The following is a 21,743-nucleotide window of genomic DNA, read 5'->3' on the forward strand; positions in this document are numbered from 1 at the left end:
ACCAAGGAGGCAGAGTGCCAGCCAAGAAGGCAGCCGCAGGGAAGGCGACAGCCAAAAAGGCTTCTCCCGCCAAGAAGACTGTCGCGAAGAAGGCCCCGGCGAAGCGGACGACAACCGCGCGCAAGGTCAGCGCAGCAAAGAAGACAGCGACGAAGAAGGTGAGTGCGGCCAAGAAGACCGCCGCTAAGAAGACGGTGGCGAAGAAGGCGCCGGCCCGCAAGACCACCACCGCCAAGAAGGCCGTTGCGAAGAAGGCCCCGGCGAAGAAGGTCACGGCCCGCAAGACGGTTGCGAAGAAGGCGCCGGCGAAGCGCGCGACTGCTGCCAAGAAGACGACGGCAGCGAAGAAGACGACGGCCAAGCGCACGACCGCCGCCAAGAAGACGACGACGGCGAAGAAGACCGTCGCGCGGAAGACGGCTGCGAAGAAGGCGCCGGCCCGGAAGACCGCGGCCAAGAAGGCACCGGCGAAGACCGCTGCCAAGAAGGCGCCCGCGAAGCGCGTCGCAGCGAAGAAGACCGCGGTCCGGAAGACCGCGGCGAAGAAGGCCCCGGCTCGTAAGACCGCGGCCAAGCGGGTAGCCCGCTGATCCGGTCGTCCGCATTCGCGCGACGTCCGCAACAAACCTGAGGGGCACCACCGGAATCGGTGGTGCCCCTCGGCATGTGGTCGGGACGACCGCTCAGTCGTCCTCCCACTTCGGGTCGTTCTCCCAGGCCTCGTTGCGTTCCTGGACCTTCTCGAGCGCGCGGGCGGCTTCCTCCGGGGAGCTGTACGGGCCCAGCCGGTCGCCCGACTTCGCACCGGAGTACGGCTCGACCTTGCCGGTCTTGGTGTTGTAGTACCACTCGTTGCTGTGATCGTCGCTCATCTGGATGACCACCTCCTGGGAGTCTTGTCGCAGCTGAATAGAATGATCTCACCATGTCGATCCTCACTCCCGGCCACATCTCGCCGCGCCGCGCCGTCCCCGCCTCCATCCCGCGCCCGGAGTACGTCGACAAGCCGGCGCCGACGCCGTTCGACGGTTCGTACGTGACGTCGCCCGAGCTGATCGAGAAGATGCGGGTCGCGAGCAAGCTGGCCGCGCAGGCGTTGCAGGCGGTCGGTGCGGCGGCGAAGCCGGGTGTGACGACGGACGAGCTGGACGCGGTCGGTCACGAGTACCTGATCGAGCGGAACGCGTACCCGTCGACGCTGGGCTACCGGGGTTATCCGAAGTCGTTGTGCACGTCGGTCAACGAGGTGATCTGCCACGGCATCCCGGACGACCGTCCGTTGGAGAACGGCGACATCGTCAACGTCGACATCACCGCGTTCCTCGACGGGGTGCACGGTGACACCAACGCGACGTTCCTGGTCGGCGACGTCGACGAGGAGAGCCGGCTGCTGGTCGAGCGCACGCTGGAGGCGCTGAACCGCGGCATCAAGGCGGTCAAGCCCGGTCGGCAGGTCAGCATCATCGGTCGCGTGATCGAGTCGTATGCCAAGCGGTTCGGGTACGGCGTCGTCCGCGACTTCACCGGTCACGGCATCTCCACGTCGTTCCACTCCGGCCTGATCATCCCCCACTACGACGACGAACGCTTCGACGACGTCATCGAGCCCGGCATGACCTTCACGATCGAGCCGATGCTGACCCTCGGCACGTACGAGTACGACCTGTGGGAAGACGGCTGGACCGCCACCACCAAGGACAAGTCACGCACCGCCCAGTTCGAACACACCCTGGTAGTCACCGACACCGGCGCCGAAGTACTAACCCTCCCGTGAACATCACGCAGTACCCGGGCTGAGGCTGTACAGGTGGGCTGCTCGGCGCGGCCTGCACGTCCGTGGACGAATCGCGCCCGATGCCGGAGTCGTATCAGCGGGACAACGCAGCCCTGTTCTCGTTCCTCGCGTTGGTCGCAGTTGGTGTAGCGGCGTGGGTCGCGGCCAGCCGCCTACGCAGCAGCCTCTCGATGCGGTCAACTGATGGTCGGCACCGCTGGTCACGAGCAGCCGCCCTCTCGGCGATTGTGCTCGCGCTACTCGCGCCGCTGCTCCTGTGGGCCGGCGCCGACGCGATGTTCGCGCTCGCCTACACGGATCCGTCGTTCGACGCGTGGGGCCTTGTACTCGAGGTTGTTCCCGCAGCACTGGTCAGCGCCGCGGCGGTGCGCTGTGCACGCACCGGACTCCGCGACACACACGGCCAGCCCCACGGCCGCGCGCTAGCACTCTCGGCGACCGTGCTTGCATACCTCGTCGCCGCCCTGATGACAGCGACCGCACTCGTCGCCTGCGCCGCGATGCTAGGCCAAGGCGGCTAACTCAGTTGCCACCAGCAACCCTTCGAGGATCATCGGTTGGAGGCGTCGCCGATGAAGGTGCCTAGGTCGGCGGATTGTTGGATGCGGGAGTCTTCGTGGATGTACATCATGTGGCCGGCCGGGTAGTACTTGGTTTCGATGTTGGGGGTCAGGTCGGCGGGGATCTGTAGGCGGGCCAGGGTGTGTTCGGTGGCGAAGTACGGGGTGGCGCCGTCGTAGTGGCCGGAGGCTACGTAGACCTTGAGGTGGGGGTTGACTCGCATGGCCTCGGCGAGTTTGTCGGCGACCATGATCTGCTGGCCTTCGAATTCCTTGAAGGACCAGTTCTTCGCGGCGTCCATGTTGAGGACCTCGTACGGGAGATCGTTCTCGTAGCCGAGTTCGACGCGGACGTAGTGGTTGAGGGCGGCGGCGTACGGGCCGGTGATTGCGTTCATGGACGGGTCGCGCTCGGGCGTCTCGGAGCCGTAGTCCGCGTTCCAGCCGGTGAAGCGGCCGTCGATGCGGCCGACCGTTTGCCTGCGGGAGCGTAGGAGTTCGCCGAAGAAGCGCATGTGCTCGATGCGCAGATTCACGCGATCGATGTAGTCCTCGCTGAGGCCGGTCAGCGCCGCCAGTCTGGTGACGACCTCGGCGCGGTAGTCCGCCGGGATGCGGTTGCCCTGGGCAAGGGCATTCGGGTACCGGCCGGCCGCGAACCGTTCCGCGTCGGCGAGCAGTTCCTCCAGCGTCTGGTCCGGCACGAGACCGTGGTAGTGCGCGATCGCGGCGTACGTCGGGAGGAACAGCGTGTACGGCAGATCGTTCCCCGGCGTGAAGTCCAGCGTGCCGAACTCCAGCACGACCGAGATCAGCATGACCCCGTTCAGATACATCCCGTACCGCTGCTGCAGATGCGCAGCGAGCCCGGCCGCGCGCGTCGTACCGTACGACTCCCCCGCGAGGAACTTCGGCGACATCCACCGCCCGTTCCGCGACGTCCAGAGCCGGATCACCTCGCCGACCGACTCCAGATCGCGAGTGAACCCGTGGTAGTCCCCAGGCTTCTCCCCCTCGACCGCGCGCGAGAACCCCGTCGACACCGGGTCGATGAACACGACATCGCTGTACTTGAGCAGTGTCTCCTCGTTGTCGACGATCGAGTACGGCGGGGGCGCGAGCTCACCCACGTCACCCGACACCACGCGACGCGGCCCGAGCAGCCCGAGGTGCAGCCAGATACTCGACGAACCGGGCCCGCCGTTGAACGCGAACGTCACCGGACGATCCGCGGCGTCGGCGTCGTCCAGCGTGTACGCCGTGAGGAACACCTCGGCCTTCGGCTTCATCCCCTCGAACTTGCCGTCGGTGTACACCTCTTCGCGGAGCACGATCCGCCCGGTCGTCGCGGTGTACCGCAACTCCTGCCCGTCGACCGTCACCGTGTGCTGCGACGTCACCAGGTCGTCGACCGGCTTCGCAGGCTTGGTCTCGGTATCGGACTTGGTTTCCGTCTGCTCCTCGTCAGCCATGTCGAGCACCCTAATCCACAGTCGCAGCCGCTAGCGTTGGGTTTATGGCGACGATTCTGCACATCGCGTTCGTGGACCAGTGGGAGGCTGCGCGCGAGGCCGGGAGCTACCGGTGGTCGACCCGCGGCAAGAGCCTCGACGACGGCGCCACGTTCATCCACGCATCCCGGCCCGAACAGGTCGCGATGGTGGCCAACTTCGCGTACGACGACGTGGACCAGCCGCTCTGCCTGCTCGTCATCGACACCGGCCGGCTGGTGTCCGCGCTGTGCGACGAGGACCTGGACGGGACCGGGATGAGCTTCCCGCACATCTACGGGCCGTTGAACCTGGATGCGGTGGTCGACGTACGCCCGTACCAGCGTGGTGCCGACGGCCTGTGGCCGGAGGTGTCCGCGGAGGCCGTATCCTGAGAGCAAGGAACGGGTCGGTCGGGCGATCGCGTCGCCTGTCACAGGGCGCCGAGGAAAGTCCGGACTCCACAGGGCAGCGTGGTGGGTAACGCCCACCCGGGGTAACCCGCGGGACAGTGCCACAGAGAACAGACCGCCAGCGGCTCCGATGAACCCCGTGGTTCATGGGAGTGCGGGTGAGGGTGAAACGGTGGTGTAAGAGACCACCAGCTCCACAGGTGACTGTGGAGGCTCGGTAAACCCCACGTGGAGCAAGGCCAAGAAGGGCGGTGGGCAACCACCGTCCGCGCGAGCGTCCGAGGGCTGCCCGCCCGAGCTCGCGGGTAGGCCGCTGGAGGTGCCCGGCAACGGTCACCGTAGATGGATGATCGCCACCACAGAATCCGGCTTACAGACCGACCCGTTCCACTCCTCACCCGACCGGCTCAGTGGCAGTGGTCGTCCTCGGACACGACGCTCCGGCCGGCCGGCTTCTCCCACGGCTCCTGGCGGCCCAGCGCGGTCAGGTCGAGCGCCGTGGGCGTGAAGGTCATGGAGTCGGGGCCGCGGCCGTACGTCGAGTACGTGTGGTGGATCGCGTCGCCCACGCGCAGGAAGCAGCTCATCCCGTGCAGGTCGAACGGCTGGTCCTGCTGGATGAAGTCGTTGCCCGGGCGCAGATCCCAGTCCGCCTTGGTCCGGTAGTTGTAGACGAACGGCAAGACGGACTCGTCCAGCGTCACGTTGTAGTCGTAGTTGAAGTCGCTCCCGTACGACGAGTACCACGGGGACCGCCACCCGCGCTCGGCCTTGTACGCCGCCAGCTTCTCGTACGGCGCACGCGACACCAGCGCGAACGTCGTGTTCGCGCCGTGCAGATACTCCAGCGAGCCGATCTCGTCCACGAAGCCGGTGCAGTTCGGGCAGCCGGCGTCCCAGTCCGGCGGATACATGAAGTGGTACACGACCAGCTGGTTCCGGCCCTCGAACAGGTCGAGCAGCTCCGCGGGCCCGGATTCGCCGGTGAACGCGTACGGCTTGTCGACCAGCACCATGGGCAGCTCCCGCCGCCGGGTGTTCAAGGCGTCCCGCTGCTTCGTGAACGCCTTCTCCTCCGCCAGCAACGCTTCCCGCGCCGCCAGCCACTCGTCCCGGGACACGACCTCAGGCAGGTTCATACATCCTCCTCCAGAAAGATTCTCCGGCTACGTCGGAGCCGGACCCGCTGGTTCGACATCCCAAGGCAAGGGTTTTTCTGCAGGTCGAGGTCTGGCCCTGAACGGGATTTGGTGCGACTGTGCCTCCTGGGGGTCACGAACTGTAACGAGTCAGGGGTACGGGGTCACGGGAGGGGATTCGCACAATGCTGTCTCGAACCAGGAAGTTTGGGGTCGTGGCGCTCGCCGCGCTCCTTGTGGGGGCAATGGCCGGGGTATCGCCGGCGGCCGCCGATCCGCCGAGGGCGAAGAAGGATCTCGGCTACAGCGACAAGGCACTGTTGCAGAAGGCACGGTCCAAGGGCCAGAAGTCGGTCACGCTGCTGGTCGCCGCCGAGAAGGGGCAGAGCAACGACGTCGCGCAGCGGGTCGCCAAGCTCGGCGGCACCGTCGAGAAGCGCACCGACTCGATCGGGTACCTGCGGGTCAAGATCAACATCGACAAGGCCGAGGACGTCGCGAACGTCCTGGGCGTCAAGGCCGCCGACGTCGACGAGGTGATTCCGCTCGAGAACCCACGCCCCGAGGGCACCGTCGACCCGACGCCGCAGCAGCCGCCGAAGGCAACGACTCCGCGGGTCAACCCGTACATGCCGACGGGTGACATCGGCTCGGCCCAGTTCGTCAACGCCCACCCGACCTGGGACGGGCGCGGTACGACGGTCGGCATCCTCGACACCGGCGTCGACCTGAGCCACCCGGCGCTGAACACGACCTCGACCGGTGAGCGGAAGATCGTCGACTGGGTCACCTACACCGACCCGACGTTCACCAACGGCGTCAACAACGACAACGACCCGACCTGGATCCAGATGACCGGGGCGCTGCCGGCCGACTACACCGCTCCCCCGGGCGCCGGCACGGTCAAGTTCGGTGTCTTCAACGAGCGCGACCCGCGGCTGGGCGGCGAGCTCGGCAACGACGTCAACCGCGACGGCAACCCGGCGGGCTCGGTGGGCACGTTCGGTGTCGCGTGGGACCAGGTGACGAACACGGTCTGGGTGGACGCCAACCAGAACAAGAACTTCGCCGACGAAAAGCCGATGACCGACTACAAGGTCAACAAGGACATCGGGACGTTCGGTACGGACAACCCGGCGACGGCGATCAACGAGTCGATGCCGTTCGTGGTCCAGACCGATTCGGCCGACAACGCGGTCAACATCGGCATCGTCTCCGGCGCGCACGGTTCGCACGTGGCAGGCATCGTGGCCGGCAACAAGCTCCTCGGCGGAAAGATGAGCGGTGCCGCACCGGGCGCCAAGCTGGTCTCGGTCCGGGTGTGTCTGTTCATCGCCGGCTGCACCAACCACGCGCTGCTCGAGGGCATGATCTACGCGGTCACCCAGGCACACGTGAACGTGATCAACATGTCGATCGGCGGCCTCCCGGCGCTGAACGACGGCAACAACGCCCGCGCCGACCTGTACAACTCGTTGATCGAGACGTACGGCGTCCAGATGTTCTTCTCCGCCGGTAACAGCGGACCGGGTATGAACACGATCGGCGACCCCGCCGTGGCGTCGAAGGTCGTGAGTGTCGGTTCGTACATCACCAGCGCGAGCTGGCTGGCGAACTACGGCTCGAAGACCGGCCCGGCCGAGAACCTGCACCCGTTCTCGTCCCGCGGTCCGGCCGAGGACGGCGCTCTCAAGCCGGAGATCGTCGCACCTGGTTCGGCAATCTCGGCCGTCCCGACCTGGCAACCAGGACAACCGGTCGTCGGCACCTACACGCTGCCACCGGGCTACGGCATGTTCCAGGGCACGTCGATGGCCTCGCCACAGATGGCCGGGGCAGCCGCCGTGCTGCTCAGCGCCGCACAGGCCAACGGCATCTCGGTCACGCCGGCACAGCTACGCAAGTCGCTGTTCTCGTCGGCACGGTTCCTGACCGACTACAGCGCCTATGAGCAGGGCAACGGCCTCGCGAACGTCAACTCCGCCTGGAACCTGCTGAAGAAGAGCCCGCGGACGGACACGATCACCGCCGCGGTCCCGGTCAGCACAGCGCTGTCGGCCTTCCTCAAGACGCCGGGCATCGGCACCGGCATCAACGACCGCGAGGGCGTCGTACTCGGCACCCAGTACACCCGCACCTACACGTTGCGTCGTACGTCGGGACCGGCCGGCACGGTCAAGTACAACCTGTCGTGGCTCAGCGGGGACGGCACCTTCGTCACCGCCGGCAACGTCAAGCTGCCGCTCAACACGGACGTGTCGCTACCGGTCCTGGTCAAGGCCAAGTCCGTCGGCGCACACTCGGCGCTGCTGCAGTTCGACGACCCGAGTTCGCCGGGGATCGAGTTCCAGACGCTGAACACGATCGTGGTGCCGTACGGTCTGACGACCGCAACACCGTCGAAGACGGTCAGCGGCAAGATCGGCCGCAACCAGACGACCAGCTACTTCTTCCAGGTACCGGCGGGCGTGGCTGCGTTCAAGGTCGATCTGTCCGGTCCGGACGCGACACCCGGTACCGGTCAGGCGCGATTCCTCCGGTTCAGCCCGTACGGCGTACCGAGCGAATCCGCTGAGACCAACAGCCTGTACTGCTACAGCCCACCCGTCCCCGGCGGGACGTGTGGCGGCGATCCGCTCAGTCGTACGGTCAGCAACCCGCAGCCGGGCGTCTGGGAGATCACCGTCGAGGCCCGTCGTACGTCGGACCTGCTGAACACGCCGTACACGCTGTCGGCATCGCTGCTCGGTGTCTCGGTCTCGCCGAACCCGGACGTCATCGCGAGTGGCACGCTCGGCCAGCCGATCAGCCGCTCGTACACGCTGACGAACCAGCAGGGTCCGTTCACCGGTAGGGCTGTGGGTACTGCGCTCGGTAGTGCGAAGCTGGCGACACCGACGATCGCCGACGGCGCACAGCAGCAGTTCCAGGTCAATGTCACGCCGGGTACGACGTCGCTCCGCGCGGCGATCGGCGGCGCGAGTGACATCAACGCCGACCTCGACCTGTTCGCGTACAACTGCTCGACGGGCTCCTGTGTGCTGACAGCACAGAGCGCGGGCAGTACCGCGGTGGAGGCGCTCACCGTCAACAATCCCGCGGTGGGCGTCTGGGTCATCCTCGTCGACGGGTTCGCAGTGCCGACGGGGACGACGACGTACAACTATCGCGATGTACTGATCAATGCGGCATACGGTTCGATCGCCGTCGCCGATGCCAACGCACCAAGGGCTGCGGGAGCACAGTGGACCGTTCCGGCCACAGTGACCCCGACTGCCGCTCCCGCTGCAGGGCGGGTGCTCTACGGCAACGTGGAGGCCCGGACGGACGCGAACGTCCTCATCGGTTCGGGGGACGTGATCATCCAGTCGGTCAGCTGAACGATCCGGCTCCGGCCCACGCGTGCGTGGGTCGGAGCCCGGTTCGACCCGTAGGCGATGAGAAACTGACAGCATGCGCAGACGGGTGCGGACCGGGATCGTGATCCTGCTGCTGATCGTCCTGCTCGGTGGGGCCGGGTACATCGGGTGGGTACTGATCCAGCGGTCCGAACCGGTATCGCTGCCCGAAACGACCGGGCCCTATCAGGTCGGCCGCCGGACGTTCGAGTGGACCGACACACCGCGCCGCGACCCGTACGCGGACGGCCCGCGCAAGCTCGCCGTGTGGCTCTGGTACCCGGTCGCCAAGGACACCACCGGCCGCCGTGTCCAGTACGCCCCCGGGCGAGTGGAGCCGCCTCCATCTCAAGTCGCCGATCGCGGTCTTCCAGGGACCGTTCGACACCCTCCAGGACCGTGCCCTCGATCGCGTCGCCGTCGCACCCGGCCGCTTCCCGGTCGTCGTATTGATGCCGGGCATGGGCCTCTCAGCTCCGATGTACGCCGCTCTCGCTGAGGATCTCGCGAGTCACGGGTACCTCGTCGCGGGCGTCACCCCGACGTACAGCGCGAACCTCACCGTCCTCGGCGGTAAGACCGTCGAGAGCAAACCCGAAGCGAACCCGCCGAATCTCGGCGACAGCACCGAGAGCTCGCAACAGGTCGGCGACCACCTCGTCACCGTCTGGTCGGCCGACGCCCGCTTCGCCGCCGGCATGGTCGCGAAGCAACTCCCGGGCTCCGTCGACTCCGCGGTCGGACCGTCGTACGTCGGCCACTCGTTCGGCGGCGCGGCATCGCTCGAAGCCTGTCGGCAGGACCAACGCTGCGCAGCCGCGGTCGACCTGGACGGCAGCCAGTTCGGCGACGTGGTGACGAAGGGGGTCAAGGCACCGATCATGCTGCTCGGCGCGGACGACTCGTGCATCACCAGCGTGTGCGGGCCGGACGCCAAGAACGACACCGACCGCAACCGCGCATTGTCGTTGCTCAAAGCAAGCAATGGCGCGGCGTGGTGCGCGACGATCCCCGGCAGCCGGCACTTCAACTTCACCGACTACGGCGTCTACTATCTGGCCTATCCGCTCAGGAAGTTCCTGCCACTCGGCAGCGTCGGCCCGCGCCACGCCCTGACCGTCACGAACGGATACCTCAACGCCTTCCTGTCGCACGCGATCTACAAGACCCCGGCGCCAGGCGCTCCGGCCTGCCGGACCTAGAGGTCCAACTCGTAGGTCTGACCAACCAACGCGTCGCCCCACATCTCGTGCGGCTCGGTTGCCGTGAGCCGGAACCCGCGCGACAGGTAGATGTGGCGCGCGGCAACCAACGGATCGTTGGTCCACAACACCATTCGCTTGTAACCGGCAGCGCGGGCGAACTCCAGGCACGTGTCGACCAGCTGGGCACCGAGCTTCAGTCCCCGCGCCGCCGGCGTCACCAGCAACAGCCGCAACTGCGCCGTCGTCTCGTCCGGCCCGCGCACGCAGAAGATGCTGCCCGCCCGCTCCCCGTCCACCTCGGCGATCCACGCCGCCTCGCGCTCGTCGTCGTGGTCGGACGCGTACGCCGCCACGATCTGCGCGATCAGCACCTCGTACCGCGCACTCCAGCCGTACTCCGCCGCGTAAATCTCCGCGTGCGCCTGCACCACCCAGCCGAGATCGCCCGGCTGCCCCAGCTTTCTGATCATTCGTCCACCCGATCTACTGACACGACTGTTTCAGTAAGAGATACTAGCCGGGTGCCGTCGACTAAGGAAGCCCCGTCTGCTCGCCAGCAGGAACTGCTCGAGCGCGCGTACGCCTACTCGCTCACCCACGGGTTGGCCGACCTGTCGCTGCGACCGCTCGCGACCGCGATCGGGTCCAGCCCGCGTGTGCTGCTGTTCCTGTTCGACAGCAAGGACGGCCTGATCCGGGCGTTGCTCGCCCGTGCGCGCGCCGATGAGCTCGAGCTTCTACAGCGCATTCAGGACCAGCACGAAGTACCACCCGGGCTGGAGGTGGTCGCACGAGAGTTGTGGACCTGGATGTCGGCTCCGGAGCGGCGGCCGTTGATGACGTTCTGGGTCGAGGCGTACGGGCGGTCCCTGGTCGCGCCCGAGGGGCCGTGGGCGGATTTCGCGCGTTCGACGGTCGACGACTGGCTCGAGTTGCTCAAGGCAACACAACCGGATCCGGATGCGGTGGCGCGACGTACCGGCGTACTGGCGATGCTGCGCGGTGCGCTGATCGACCTGCTTGCGACCGGCGACCTGAAGCGGACGACGGCCGCGTTGGAGGACTACCTAGCCGACTAGCTCGAACGAGACGGTCCGCTTGGCGATGTCGGCCTCGACGAGCTTCACGCGGACCTCCTTGCCGAGCGGCAACGCAGTACCGGTGACGCGGCCCTCGATCGCGACGGCGGACAGCGCGACGATGCCGCGGTTCTTGTCCCGCTCGTCGACGTCCGTGATCACGCCGTCGAACTCGGACCCGACCTGATCCGCAACGAGCCCCGCCTCGACCATGCTGACGATCGATCGCTCGTACGCATGCGCCCGCCGGTCCGCATCGTCCATCATCTTCGGGATCTCGTCCATCGACTCGCGCACCCAGGCCGGCACCTCAGTACCTGCCGAGAGCGCGACGCAGATCTCCCCGGTCCAACGGTCCACGAGCCGACGCAGCGGCGCGGTGACATGCGCGTACTCCGCTTTCATCGCGGCATGCTGCGGCGACGCCGGAACGCTTCCCGCGAACGCGACGTACCCGGCGCCGCGGAACAGCACCGTGCACGCTGCGAGCATCGCCGCATGCGCCGGCACCTTCGGGTCGAGCCCGTGGATGAACGCGGCGTACGTCGTGTCGTCGGGCCAGACGATCCCGAGCGCCTTGGCGGTGTTGCCGAGTTTGCGGCGAAGGTCGTCGTGCGATTCGGGCAGCGTCCGCAGGATGCCGATCTTGCCCTTCATCATCAGCCCCGCGGCGGCCATCCCGGTCAGCAGCGAGATCTGCGCGTTCCAGCCCTCGACCGGCAGCGGGGCGCGGAACTCCAGACCCCAGCCGTGGTTGGAGGTGACGACCTCCTGGTCGGGGATCGGCAGGTTGACGCCGCCGCGTTCCAGTTCGCGTTCCTCGCGGAGCTTCCCGACCTCGCGGAGCAGTTGCAGCGACTCGGACGCCGTACCCGCGTCGAGGTCCTTCTGTACGCCGGCGTAGTTGAGCTTGGCCCGCGACTTCACCAGCGCACGCTCGCAGACGACACCGGTGCCTTCGCCACGGGCGTCGACGGTGATCGTGTAGAGCAGGGCGGGTCGCACCTGGTCGGGCAGCAAGGAGGCTTCGCCCTCGGACAGCTCCGGCGGGTGCAGCGGTGTGCGCTTGTCCGGCGCGTACAGCGTCTCGCCGCGCTTCCGCGCCTCGACGTCGATCGGATCGCCCGCCTGGACGAACGCACCCACGTCGGCGATCGCGTAATGCACGGTGTAGCCGTCACCGGTCCGCTCGATATGGAGCGCTTGGTCGAGGTCCATCGAGTCCGGCGGATCGATCGTGACGAACTCGATGTCGGTCCGGTCGAGCTCCGGCAGCCGCACGTTCGCCGCCGCTGCCACCGCCGCGGCAGTCACCTCGGGCGGGAAGTCGGCCGGGACCTCCTGCTCCCGACGGATGTCCTGCAACGACGCCCGGAACACCTCCGGCACGTCTTCGGCGAAATGAACTCTCTGCAGCGGCATGGGGTCAGACTAGCGACGGCTGCACGTTAAAGGAGCGGAGCGACGCCAGGCCGTCGGCGTACCAGTGGATCTCGGTCAGGGTTGCCGGTCGCAGTTCCATCCGGAAGATCGACGCCATCGGGGCCTGCAGCACCGATCGCACCATCAGCTTGATCGGCGTCACGTGCGTGACCACGACGACGGTCTTGCCGGGGTAGCGAGCCAGCAGCCCGTCCCGCGCCGACCTCGCCCGTCGCGCACAGGTGTCGAACGACTCGCCACCGGGCGGCGCAACAGTCGTCGAATCCATCCAGGCGTTCAGCGCCTCCGGCCACTTCTGCTGTACTTCGGCGAACGTGTGCCCGTCCCAGTCGCCGAACGAGCACTCGATCCAGCCGTTGTCGACGTCCGGCTCGAGACCGAGCTTCGACGCGACCGCATCGGCCGTCTGCCGGGCCCGCACCATCGGCGACGTCACCACCGCGTCGACCCCGCCGATGCGCGACAGGTACTCCGCTGCGGCTACCGCTTGCGCGCGACCGGTGTCGCTCAACGCCGGATCGTCGCCACCGGCACCGGAGAAGCGCTTCTCCACGGTGTGCGGCGTCTCGCCGTGCCGGAGGAAGATCAGCTGCGTCGGCGGCTCGGCCTGCGGATCCCAGCCCTGTAAGGCCTTCTGCAGATCGGACGGCTCCTGCACCACTGCCGGGCCCGGTCCCGCGGCCTCCGGCTTCAGCGGGATCGGCACACCGTCGAGCGCGTTGTTCGCGAGCGCGTCCGCGGCCGAGTTCTGCGCACGCGGCACCCAGGTCCACTCGGTGCCGAACGGCGCGAGGCCCTGCGCCTTGATCGCCAGCGGCTTCAGGTCCGGGTGCTTGATCTTCCAGCGGCCGGCCATCTGCTCGATGACCAGCTTCGAGTCCATCCGCACCTCGATCGAGGCATCCGGCGCGTACTCCGCGGCGAGCTCCAGCCCCGCGATGAGTCCGGAGTACTCCGCGACGTTGTTGGTCGCGATGCCGAGCGTTCTGCCCTGCTGCGCGATCACCTCGCCGGTCGCCGGATCACGCACGAGAGCGCCGTACGCCGCCGGCCCTGGATTGCCCCGCGATCCACCGTCAGCTTCGACGATGACGTGCGAATAGGTCATACCGAGCTCTCCGAGGTACGGACGAGGATCCGGCCGCACTCCTCACACCGCAGTACGGCGTCCGGCGGAGCTGCCTTGATCGCGTTGAGGTCGGACGGGGCGAGCTCCATCCGGCAACCCATGCAGCGTTTACCGACGAGCGGCGCGGCGCCGATGCCACCGTTGTGCTCACGCAGCCGCTGGTACTGCGCGACCAGGGGCTCCGGGAGCTCGGCAACGACCGCGGTCCGCTTGTCCGTCACCTGCGCGCGCTGCTCGTCGAGCTCCTTGAGCGCGCCGTCGCGGGTCGTCTCCAGCTCGGACTGCCGACCGGCGAACGCCTCGGCCCGGGTCCGCAGGTCGGCCTGCACGACCTCGGCGGCCTCGAGCTTCTCCATCACCTCGAGCTCGGAGTCCTCCAGGTCGGAGATCCGGCGGTCGAGCGAACCGATCTCGTGCTGCAGGTTCTCCAGGTCGCGCGGCGAGGTGACCTGTCCGGAGTCGAGCCGCTGCTGGTTGCGCGCACGGCGCTGGCGGACCTGCTCGACATCGCTGTCGGCCTTCTTCTGCTCGCGCTGCAGGTCGCTGACCTCGGTGTCGGCGGTGACGAGTTCGCGGTCGACCACGGACTTCTCGGCGGACAGGTCCTTGAGGGCCTGGTGCTCGGGCAACGACGCGCGCTTGTGCGCGACCTGATCCAGCTGCAGGTCGAGATCCTGCAGGTCCAGCAACCGGCGTTGGACGGCGGGCTCGGCGTTCAGAGTCGTCTCCTTAGGTCGTGGCGGCGCACTCAGATCCGCAAGGTCCATGCGTCCGTGCAAAGTGTTGAGATGTGAGTGTCCACGGTACTGCCTTGGGCCGCGAGCCCATCGCGCAGGAGCCGCTCCGCATCCGCCAGCCACGGCCACTCACTGGCCCAGTGCGCGACGTCGACCAGCGCGGGGTCGCCGTACGAACGAGCCTCGGTGGCGGGATGGTGTCGCAGGTCCGCGGTGAGGTACGCGTCGACACCCGCCGCCCGGACCCGATCGAACTCCGAGTCCCCCGCTCCCCCGACCACCGCGACGGTCTCGATCATCCGATCCAGCTCGCCGGATACACGGACGCCGTGCTCGGTCCGCGGCAGGCTCTCCGCGACCAGCCGGGCGAAATCGGCCAGCGGCAACGGCTCCGCGAGTACGCCGATCCGCCCGCCGCCGCGCTCACTCGGCTGCGGCGCCAGCTCATAGACGTCGTACGCCGGTTCCTCGTACGAATGCGCCGCGATCAGGGCCTCGACCACCGCTCGGCGCCTGTGCCGCGGCAGGATCATCTCGACCCGGTTCTCCGGGACGACCTCGATATCGCCGACGCTGCCGATCGTCGGGTTCGCGCCCTCGAGCGGCCGGAACGTTCCCTCGCCGATACCGCTCCACGCGGCTCGCTCGTAGTCGCCGATCTGCCCGGCGCCGGCCTTCGCCAGCGCGTCCAGCATCGCCTGGGTCTCCTCGAGCGGGACGAACACGACCACCTTGTCCATCGGCTCGGCCGGCATCGCCTTCAACGGCCGCGTGTCCCGCAGCCCGATCGCGGCGGCGAGCGCGTCGCTCACTCCCGGGTTCGCGTTGTCGGCGTTGGTGTGACAGACGTGCAGTGCGACACCGCCGCGGATCAGGTCGTTGATGACCCGGCCCTTCGGCGTGGTCGTCGCGACACTGTTCACACCGCGCAGCAACAACGGATGATGCGTGACGAGCAGATCGAATCCGCCCTCGATCGCCTCGTCGACGACAGCCCGCATCGGATCCACGGCGAACAACACCCGCCGTACCTCTTGCTCCGGATCGCCGGTCACCAGCCCGACCGCATCCCAGGACTCCGCCCAGGCGGGGTTGTAGAGCCGATCGAGAACCGCGATCACATCAGCAAGCGTCGTCACGGTGCTTATCCTGACACCTGCTGGATCGAGAGCTGGATTGTGACGGGGGCAGCCGCCCGGTGCCCCCGCCACAACCAGTTCCGTCGGTGGGGGGTGGAGGTGCGACCGCCCCGCCGCATCCGCCACCGCACCCGCTCCGACGGTTCGCTCCGGCCACAGGGGGAGGGCAGTCGACAGGGGCCGACGGCTTGACCGGAACGAGTCTTGAGGACCTGGCTAGATCAACCAGGCAGTTGTGGCGCTCGGCAGCTTGTCGCCTTCGAGCGGACCGCTGGACAGCACGACCGCGGCGTCGGGCAGCTCGACCGGAGCCGCGCCGAAGTTCGTGATGCACTGCCAGCCGCCGTCGCGGGTGAAGTGCAGGACCCAGTCCGTCGCGTCCACCCAGGTCAGCGAGTTGCCGGTGCGCAGACCACGCCGTACGGCGAGAGCCTTGCGGTACATGCTGAGCGTCGACTCGTGGTCGCCCTCCTGCGCCTGGACGGAGTACGCCCCGAACCACTTCGGCTGCAGCAGGTGGGACCCGCCCGGACCGAAGCCGAACGACAGCCCGTCGACGGTCCACGGGATCGGCACCCGGCAGCCGTCGCGGCCCTTCTCGGCGCCCTTCGAGCGGAAGTACGCCGGGTCCTGCAGGTTCGCGGCCGGCAGCTCGCCGACCTCCTGCAAACCGAGCTCCTCGCCCTGGTACAGGTACGCCGATCCCGGCAGCGCGAGCATCAGCAGCGTCGCTGCGCGGGCCCGGCGCAGGCCGAGCGCGACGTCGACCGTCGGCTCGGTGCCGTTGCTCAGCAGCCAGTCCTTGCCGTCCTGCCAGCCGCCCTTCGGGTTCTTCGGCAGGCCGTAGCGGGTGGCGTGCCGGACGACGTCGTGGTTCGAGAACACCCAGGTCGATGACGAGCCGTTCTCCTCGGCGAGCGCGAGGTTCGCCTCGATCACCTTGCGGAACTTCTCGTACTCGAAGTCGGCCTGCAGCAGGTCGAAGTTGAACGCCTGCCCGAGCCCGTCGGCACTCGCGTACCGGGCCCGGCGGGCAGCCGGTACGAACGCCTCGGCCACCGCGGACTTCGGCGGGTCGTACGTGTTCAGCAGGTTGCGCCAGTCGCGGTAGATCTCGTGGACGCCGTCCTGGTCCCACAGCGGGTGCTTGCCGTTCGACTCCGACTGCCGCGGCAGCGTGGCCTTCGACGGGAACGGCTCGGACAGGTCCTTCACCAGCGCGTGTGCGACATCGACGCGGAAGCCGTCGACCCCGCGGTCCGACCAGAACTTCAGCGTCTCCAGGAAGTCCGCGCGGACCTCCGGGTGCTGCCAGTTCAGGTCCGGCTGCTCGGCGGCGAACATGTGCAGGTACCACTGGCCGTCGTCGGTCTTGGCCCAGGCGGAACCGCCGAACACCGAGTCCCAGTCCGACGGCGGCTCGTCGGGGGCGCCGTCCGGGCTGTCGCGGAAGATGTACCGCTCCCTGGCCGGCTCGCCCTTGGCCGCCTCGAGCGCCTCGACGAACCACTCGTGCCGGTCGGAGGTGTGGTTCGGGACGATGTCGACGATGAGCTTGATGCCCTCGGCGTGCAGCGCCTCGATCAGCTCGTCGAAGTCGTCCAGCGTGCCGAGCCGCGGGTCGACGTTGCGGTAGTCGTCCACGTCGTACCCGCCGTCGGCCAGCGCGGACGGGTAGAACGGGCTCAGCCAGACCGCGTCGATCCCCAGCGCCACCAGGTACGGGACTCGACTGATGATGCCCGGCAGGTCCCCGACGCCGTCACCGTTGGCGTCGGCGAAGCTGCGCGGGTAGATCTGGTAGACGACAGCCTGCCGCCACCAGTCGGGCTGAGTCTTTTGCGCAGTTTGGGTCCTCTGCGGACTCGTCACGATCGCCTCACTCGGAATCTGTTGGTAACCCAGGGTTTATATATAGGCTCTAAATTTAGAATCTGCATGTATTCTGCGGTCGGTACGACGACAGGTCAAGGGGCTTTCATGGCAAAACCACCGGCTACCCCGCCGACGGCCACACCGACGATGTTGCGCCGGGTGAACGCGGGCAAGGTACTGGGCGTGCTCACCCGCGCGCGGGTGATGACTGGTACCGGCCTGATCGAGGCGACCGGCCTCACCCGCGCGACCGTGCACGCGGTCTGCAACGACCTGATCTCGATGGGCTGGGTGGTCGAGCTCGACCCGGGCCGTACGTCGGTCGGCCGCCCCTCGCGGCGGTTCGAGTACAACAACAACGCGGGGTATGTGCTCGGCATCGACATCGGCGCCTCGAAGACGACCGTGCTGGTCTCGGACCTGCGCGGCGAGACGGTGGCCAAGGCCGGGCGGTCCGCGGCCGGAGTGAAGACGCCGGTCGAGCGGACCGAGATCGTGCACGAGACGGTGATCGAGGCGCTCGCGTCCGCAGAGGTGTCGAACGAGCAGGTGCTGGTGGCAGGCGTCGGCGTCGCGGCACCGGTCGACCGGGAGGGAAACATCCTGGTCGACGACGAGTTCTGGCGGCGCTTCGACGGAGACCTGGCGAAGCGGCTGACGGAGCTGCACGGCTGGCCGGTCCTGCTGGAGAACGACGCGAACCTCGCCACCCTCGGCGAGCACTGGCGGGGCGAGGCGCGCAACATCGACGACCTCGTCGTACTGCTGGCCGGCGAGCGGTTCGGATCCGGGCTGATGGACTCCGGGCGGCTGCTGCACGGTAGCCGCGGCGGCGCCGGCGAGATGGTGTTCCTCAAGCTGATCGAGGGCGTCGGTGACACCCACGGCATCGCCCGGATCGCGCGCGAGAACGGTACGGCGGCCGTCGCCGACCCGTCCGTCGAGACGTCGCTGCGCACGCTGGCCGACGGCGGCGAGGTGACCGCCGAGCAGGTGTTCAGCGCGGCGGCCGGGGGCGATGAAGTTGCTCTAGGCATCCTTCAGGAAATCGCCGCCCGGACCGCCCGGGTGATCGCCACCGTCGGCATCCTGTTCAACCCGGAGCTCGTCGTCCTCGGCGGCGCGGTCGCGGAGGCCGCCGCCGCGCTGCTGCCCGACCTCGAGAAGCACCTGGCCGGCTACACCAGTACGCCGCCGCGCATCGCCGTCTCGTCCCTCGGCGACGCGATCGTGTCCGTCGGCGCGGTCCGCCACGCCCTCAACTACGTCGAGCAGCACGCCCTCGATCTGGAGCTGGGCTGCCGGCCTGACTAGCGGGTCAGCTGCCGGGCGACGGCCTCCAGAACGACCAGGTTGCGGCCCGACGTGGTCGCGGACGGCGTTCCTTCGGGGATCAGAGCCTGGTCCTCCGGGATGCCGGTGCACAGGACGAACACGTCGTCGGGGTGCTTCTGCAGGAGATGGGTGAGGGCTTCACGCATCCACGGCGTACGGCCTGCGTCCTGGATCGCGATCACGAGCGGACGACCCTCGGCGGCTTGGGCTGCCTTCGCGATCGCGTCGTTCTCGGGCTCGGCCGCGTCCGTCTCGCGGTGCTGCCCACGCAGTACGACGCCGTCCGCGCCGGGAGCGATGCGGGTGAAGATCTCCGGGAGACCCGAGAAGTACGGGTTCCAGGCCGGGTGCAAGCCTTGAGTGAGGTCGACGACGTACGGCGCCGGGCCGAGCGCGGGGAACGACTGGTTGGCGACCACGCGGGCGGCGACCTCGCGGATCGGGGCGCCGTCGAGACCCGGCTGCCGGGTGCGCTGACCGAGCGAAGCGGCCAGGGCGCGGACCCGGGCAGCCGCGTCGGCGACGCGCTCGGCCTTCAGCGTGCCGGTGCGAACGGCATCGGCGACGCGGGCGATCAGGGCGTCCGGGTCCGCAGCACCGACCGCGATCATCGCCAGGTCGGCGCCGGCGGCGATCGACGCGACCGCGGCGTCCTCGATCGACCGGTTCTTGGTGATCGCCTGCATCTCGAGCGCGTCGGTGGTGATGACCCCGGTGAAGCCGAGCTCCTCGCGCAGCAGTCCGGTCAGTACCCGGTGCGAGAGAGTGGCCGGCTGGTCGTCGTACGCCGAGAACACGATGTGTGCGCTCATCACGACGTCGGCCCCCGCGGCAATCGTCGCCCGGAACGGGGCGAGCTCGACCGCCTGGACCTCCTCGATCGAGCGGTCGACGCGTGGCAGGTCCGAGTGCGAGTCGACCGCGACGTCACCGTGGCCCGGGAAGTGCTTGGGGCAGGCCGCGATCCCCGCCTCGTGGACGCCCTCGACGAACGCGACGCCGTGCCGCGAGACGACGTCCGCAGTACGGCCGAACGAGCGGGTGGAGATGATCGGGTTCGCGGGGTTGCTGTTCACGTCGACCGACGGCGCGAGCATCAGGTCGATGCCGAGAGTGGCGAGCGTCGCCGCGGCGTCGCGGGCCGAGGCACGGGTCAGGTCGACGTCGTCCAGGTCGCCGAGCAGGCGCGGTGAGGCGAGCGGCCACGGGTTCGCCGGGGCGAGGTGGCTGAACTCGCCGCCCTCGTGGTCGATCGCCACGATCAGATCCGGGCGCTCCGCCCGCAGCGAGGCCGTCAGCGCGGCGACCTGCTCGGCGTCCGCGACGTTGCGGGTGAACAGGATGACCGCCCCGAGCCCACCGGCGACGGCCCGCCGGAGCTCGTCGGTGGCAGTCGTCCCACTGAAGCCGACAACCAGCGAGCCGGCGGCATCCCGATCCAGTTGATCACTCATCCCCCAACCCTCTCCTGCCGCGGGGTTCGCGCGCCAGCTGTCACCGACGGCTAATAATTAGCCGCCTTTCGAGGCCTGGAGGGGCATCGTTGTCAGGACCTGTCATGGCAGTTAACTGCCGTCTTCCTGCGGGTTTACCGTGATTACTTGCATTCACCTCTGTCTGTTCGAGCCGACTACGGATAACGTTGTCTCTCGACCTGACCGCCCTGACCGGGGGGACGATGAGCGACGACGAAGCGATAGCGCGGGAGACCGTGCTGGGAATCGACATCGGCGGCACGAAGATGGCCGCCGCTTTGGTGTCCGCGGACGGCACGATTCTCACCGGCGACCGGATCCTCACCCCGCCCGGCGACGCCGATGAGGTGTTCGCCGCTCTCGGTGAGCTGATCAAGCGCGTCCGCGGCGACGTCACTCCCCTGGCTGTCGGCATCGGCTCTGCCGGTCCGCTCGACCAGCAGCACGGCCTGGTCTCCCCCGTGAACATCACCGGGTGGCGCAACTTCCCCTTGGTCGACCGGGTCCGGGCGCTGACCGGCGACGTACCCGTGGCTCTCGGGCTGGACGGGCACTGCTTCGCGCTCGGCGAGTTCTGGAGCGGCGCCGGCCGGGACGCGGAGACGCTGCTCGGGATCGTCGTGTCGACCGGCGTCGGCGGCGGTCTGGTCGTCGACGGCAAGCCGTGGATCGGGCAGTCCGGCAACGCGGCGCATATCGGCCATGTGGTGGTCGACCAGGACGGCGAGTCGTGCGCCTGCGGGTCGTACGGCTGCGTCGAGGCGTACGCGAGCGGCCCGCGGATGGTTGCCCGGGCGAAGCGGCGTGGATGGCGGACGGACGAGGACGTGGATGCCGCCGTACTGGCCGCTGACGCTGCGGCCGGTGACGAGCTCGCGCTGGCGATCTTCGACGACGGCGCGCAGGCGCTGGCCGCGGGGATCGTGGCGACCGCGGTCACCGTCGACCTGACCACGGTCGTGATCGGCGGCGGGGTCGCGAAGGCCGGGCCGGTGCTGTTCGACCCGGTGCAGGCGTGGGTGAAGCGACTGGCGCAGCTGCCGTTCGTCGCGGAGCTGACTGTGGAGCCGGCTCAGCTGGACAACGCCGGCCTGCTCGGCGCGGCGCACCTCGCCTGGGCCTCTGTCGCCTGAACCGCACACCTCGGTCCGCTCGGTAAGGCTTATCTCGCGCATCTTTGCGCAATTTTTACGAATATCGGCGATCTGTGTAACGCCTGCCCTACTCAACCCGATTCAAGGGATGGATGGGGTGGGGGCACCGTCATCCGCAGACGGTTCAAGGGGGGCCTGGGACCGGCTGGAGCGGTTGATCGAGGGGGGCCTTGGATCAACCGGACACGTGAGCGGCGGGCGAGGAGACTCTCCCGCCGCAACCGTGTGACCCGCAGGTCGGGAACCACCGAGCTTCAGGAGGCGTCCGACCGACTTGGAGAGTGATCGATCTGGTGGAGGGACGAGATCGAACGCGGGTTCTGCATCGCGGACGGCGGTCGGTGGCTGCGGGAGGGCTGCTACTGAACCTGACCCCC

Annotated in this window: 19 protein-coding genes and 1 other RNA gene; 10 read left to right on the forward strand and 10 right to left on the reverse strand. The window is 68.2% G+C overall.

Going from position 1 to position 21,743, the window contains the following annotated elements; genetic code table 11:
* The first annotated feature begins 14 nt into the window (after positions 1-14).
* Positions 15-590, forward strand: a complete 576-nt coding sequence (locus ACFWUU_RS02425; protein ID WP_380172019.1) for a histone H1-like repetitive region-containing protein — start codon at positions 15-17, stop codon at positions 588-590.
* A 93-nt stretch (positions 591-683) separates the two neighbouring features.
* Here the strand turns inward: ACFWUU_RS02425 and ACFWUU_RS02430 are convergent, their stop codons facing one another.
* Positions 684-872, reverse strand: coding sequence for a hypothetical protein (locus tag ACFWUU_RS02430; protein ID WP_137254254.1), 189 nt, complete (start codon positions 870-872; stop codon positions 684-686).
* A gap of 53 nt (positions 873-925) precedes the next feature.
* Between ACFWUU_RS02430 and map the strand changes: the two genes are divergently transcribed.
* Positions 926-1,774, forward strand: a complete 849-nt coding sequence (gene map, locus ACFWUU_RS02435) for a type I methionyl aminopeptidase (protein ID WP_137254253.1) — start codon at positions 926-928, stop codon at positions 1,772-1,774.
* 80 nt (positions 1,775-1,854) lie between these two features.
* On the forward strand, positions 1,855-2,316 hold the full coding sequence (locus ACFWUU_RS02440; protein WP_380172022.1) for a hypothetical protein: 462 nt from the start codon (positions 1,855-1,857) through the stop codon (positions 2,314-2,316).
* A 29-nt stretch (positions 2,317-2,345) separates the two neighbouring features.
* On the opposite strand, the gene ACFWUU_RS02445 is transcribed toward ACFWUU_RS02440, so the two are convergent.
* Positions 2,346-3,827: a S10 family peptidase gene (locus ACFWUU_RS02445; RefSeq protein ID WP_380172025.1), complete on the reverse strand. Its 1,482-nt coding sequence runs from the start codon at positions 3,825-3,827 to the stop codon at positions 2,346-2,348.
* A gap of 44 nt (positions 3,828-3,871) precedes the next feature.
* Between ACFWUU_RS02445 and ACFWUU_RS02450 the strand changes: the two genes are divergently transcribed.
* On the forward strand, positions 3,872-4,240 hold the full coding sequence (locus ACFWUU_RS02450) for a DUF952 domain-containing protein (protein WP_380172027.1): 369 nt from the start codon (positions 3,872-3,874) through the stop codon (positions 4,238-4,240).
* 10 nt (positions 4,241-4,250) lie between these two features.
* Positions 4,251-4,647, forward strand: an RNA gene (rnpB, locus tag ACFWUU_RS02455) — RNase P RNA component class A.
* A gap of 18 nt (positions 4,648-4,665) precedes the next feature.
* Here the strand turns inward: rnpB and ACFWUU_RS02460 are convergent.
* Positions 4,666-5,397, reverse strand: coding sequence for a DUF899 domain-containing protein (locus tag ACFWUU_RS02460; protein WP_380172029.1), 732 nt, complete (start codon positions 5,395-5,397; stop codon positions 4,666-4,668).
* Between the two features lie 245 nt (positions 5,398-5,642).
* Here ACFWUU_RS02460 and ACFWUU_RS02465 point away from each other — a divergent pair, with 245 nt between their 5' ends.
* Complete coding sequence (locus ACFWUU_RS02465) at positions 5,643-8,777, forward strand: S8 family serine peptidase (RefSeq protein ID WP_380172031.1); 3,135 nt, start codon at positions 5,643-5,645, stop codon at positions 8,775-8,777.
* A 326-nt stretch (positions 8,778-9,103) separates the two neighbouring features.
* The gene (locus tag ACFWUU_RS02470; RefSeq protein ID WP_380172033.1) at positions 9,104-9,997 is read left to right on the forward strand and encodes a hypothetical protein; all 894 of its coding nucleotides are present in this window, start codon (positions 9,104-9,106) and stop codon (positions 9,995-9,997) included.
* Here ACFWUU_RS02470 and ACFWUU_RS02475 read toward each other — a convergent pair.
* Positions 9,994-10,470, reverse strand: a complete 477-nt coding sequence (locus ACFWUU_RS02475; protein ID WP_380172035.1) for a GNAT family N-acetyltransferase — start codon at positions 10,468-10,470, stop codon at positions 9,994-9,996. The genes ACFWUU_RS02470 and ACFWUU_RS02475 overlap by 4 nt on opposite strands.
* Before the next feature lie 51 nt (positions 10,471-10,521).
* Here ACFWUU_RS02475 and ACFWUU_RS02480 point away from each other — a divergent pair, with 51 nt between their 5' ends.
* Positions 10,522-11,079 (forward strand): TetR/AcrR family transcriptional regulator, encoded by a 558-nt coding sequence (locus ACFWUU_RS02480; protein ID WP_380172036.1) that lies wholly within the window; start codon positions 10,522-10,524, stop codon positions 11,077-11,079.
* Here the strand turns inward: ACFWUU_RS02480 and ACFWUU_RS02485 are convergent.
* From ACFWUU_RS02485 to ACFWUU_RS02505, 5 genes are all read right to left on the reverse strand, one after another.
* Entirely contained in the window at positions 11,068-12,501 is a 1,434-nt protein-coding gene (locus ACFWUU_RS02485) for an RNB domain-containing ribonuclease (protein ID WP_380172038.1), read from the reverse strand. The two genes, ACFWUU_RS02480 and ACFWUU_RS02485, sit on opposite strands and share 12 nt — an antisense overlap.
* 4 nt (positions 12,502-12,505) lie before the next feature.
* Entirely contained in the window at positions 12,506-13,630 is a 1,125-nt protein-coding gene (locus ACFWUU_RS02490; RefSeq protein ID WP_380172040.1) for a bifunctional RNase H/acid phosphatase, read from the reverse strand.
* On the reverse strand, positions 13,627-14,418 hold the full coding sequence (locus ACFWUU_RS02495; protein WP_380172042.1) for a zinc ribbon domain-containing protein: 792 nt from the start codon (positions 14,416-14,418) through the stop codon (positions 13,627-13,629). Before ACFWUU_RS02495 ends, ACFWUU_RS02490 begins: the two co-directional genes overlap by 4 nt.
* On the reverse strand, positions 14,400-15,527 hold the full coding sequence (locus ACFWUU_RS02500; protein WP_380172044.1) for a Nif3-like dinuclear metal center hexameric protein: 1,128 nt from the start codon (positions 15,525-15,527) through the stop codon (positions 14,400-14,402). Before ACFWUU_RS02500 ends, ACFWUU_RS02495 begins: the two co-directional genes overlap by 19 nt.
* Before the next feature lie 216 nt (positions 15,528-15,743).
* Positions 15,744-17,399 carry an alpha-amylase family glycosyl hydrolase gene (locus ACFWUU_RS02505; RefSeq protein WP_380172046.1) on the reverse strand — a complete coding sequence of 552 codons (1,656 nt, stop codon included), beginning with the start codon at positions 17,397-17,399 and terminating at the stop codon, positions 15,744-15,746.
* 108 nt (positions 17,400-17,507) lie between these two features.
* On the opposite strand from ACFWUU_RS02505, the gene ACFWUU_RS02510 reads away from it, so the two are divergent.
* A complete protein-coding gene (locus ACFWUU_RS02510; RefSeq protein ID WP_380172048.1) occupies positions 17,508-18,716 on the forward strand; it encodes an ROK family transcriptional regulator in 1,209 nt (402 codons plus the stop codon).
* Here the strand turns inward: ACFWUU_RS02510 and nagZ are convergent.
* Entirely contained in the window at positions 18,713-20,191 is a 1,479-nt protein-coding gene (nagZ, locus tag ACFWUU_RS02515) for a beta-N-acetylhexosaminidase (protein WP_380172050.1), read from the reverse strand. The two genes, ACFWUU_RS02510 and nagZ, sit on opposite strands and share 4 nt — an antisense overlap.
* A 224-nt stretch (positions 20,192-20,415) precedes the next feature.
* Between nagZ and ACFWUU_RS02520 the strand changes: the two genes are divergently transcribed.
* Positions 20,416-21,345 (forward strand): ROK family protein, encoded by a 930-nt coding sequence (locus tag ACFWUU_RS02520; protein WP_380172051.1) that lies wholly within the window; start codon positions 20,416-20,418, stop codon positions 21,343-21,345.
* Positions 21,346-21,743: the final 398 nt, after the last annotated feature.

The organism is Kribbella sp. NPDC058693 (assembly GCF_042715335.1).
GTDB lineage: Bacteria > Actinomycetota > Actinomycetes > Propionibacteriales > Kribbellaceae > Kribbella > Kribbella jiaozuonensis.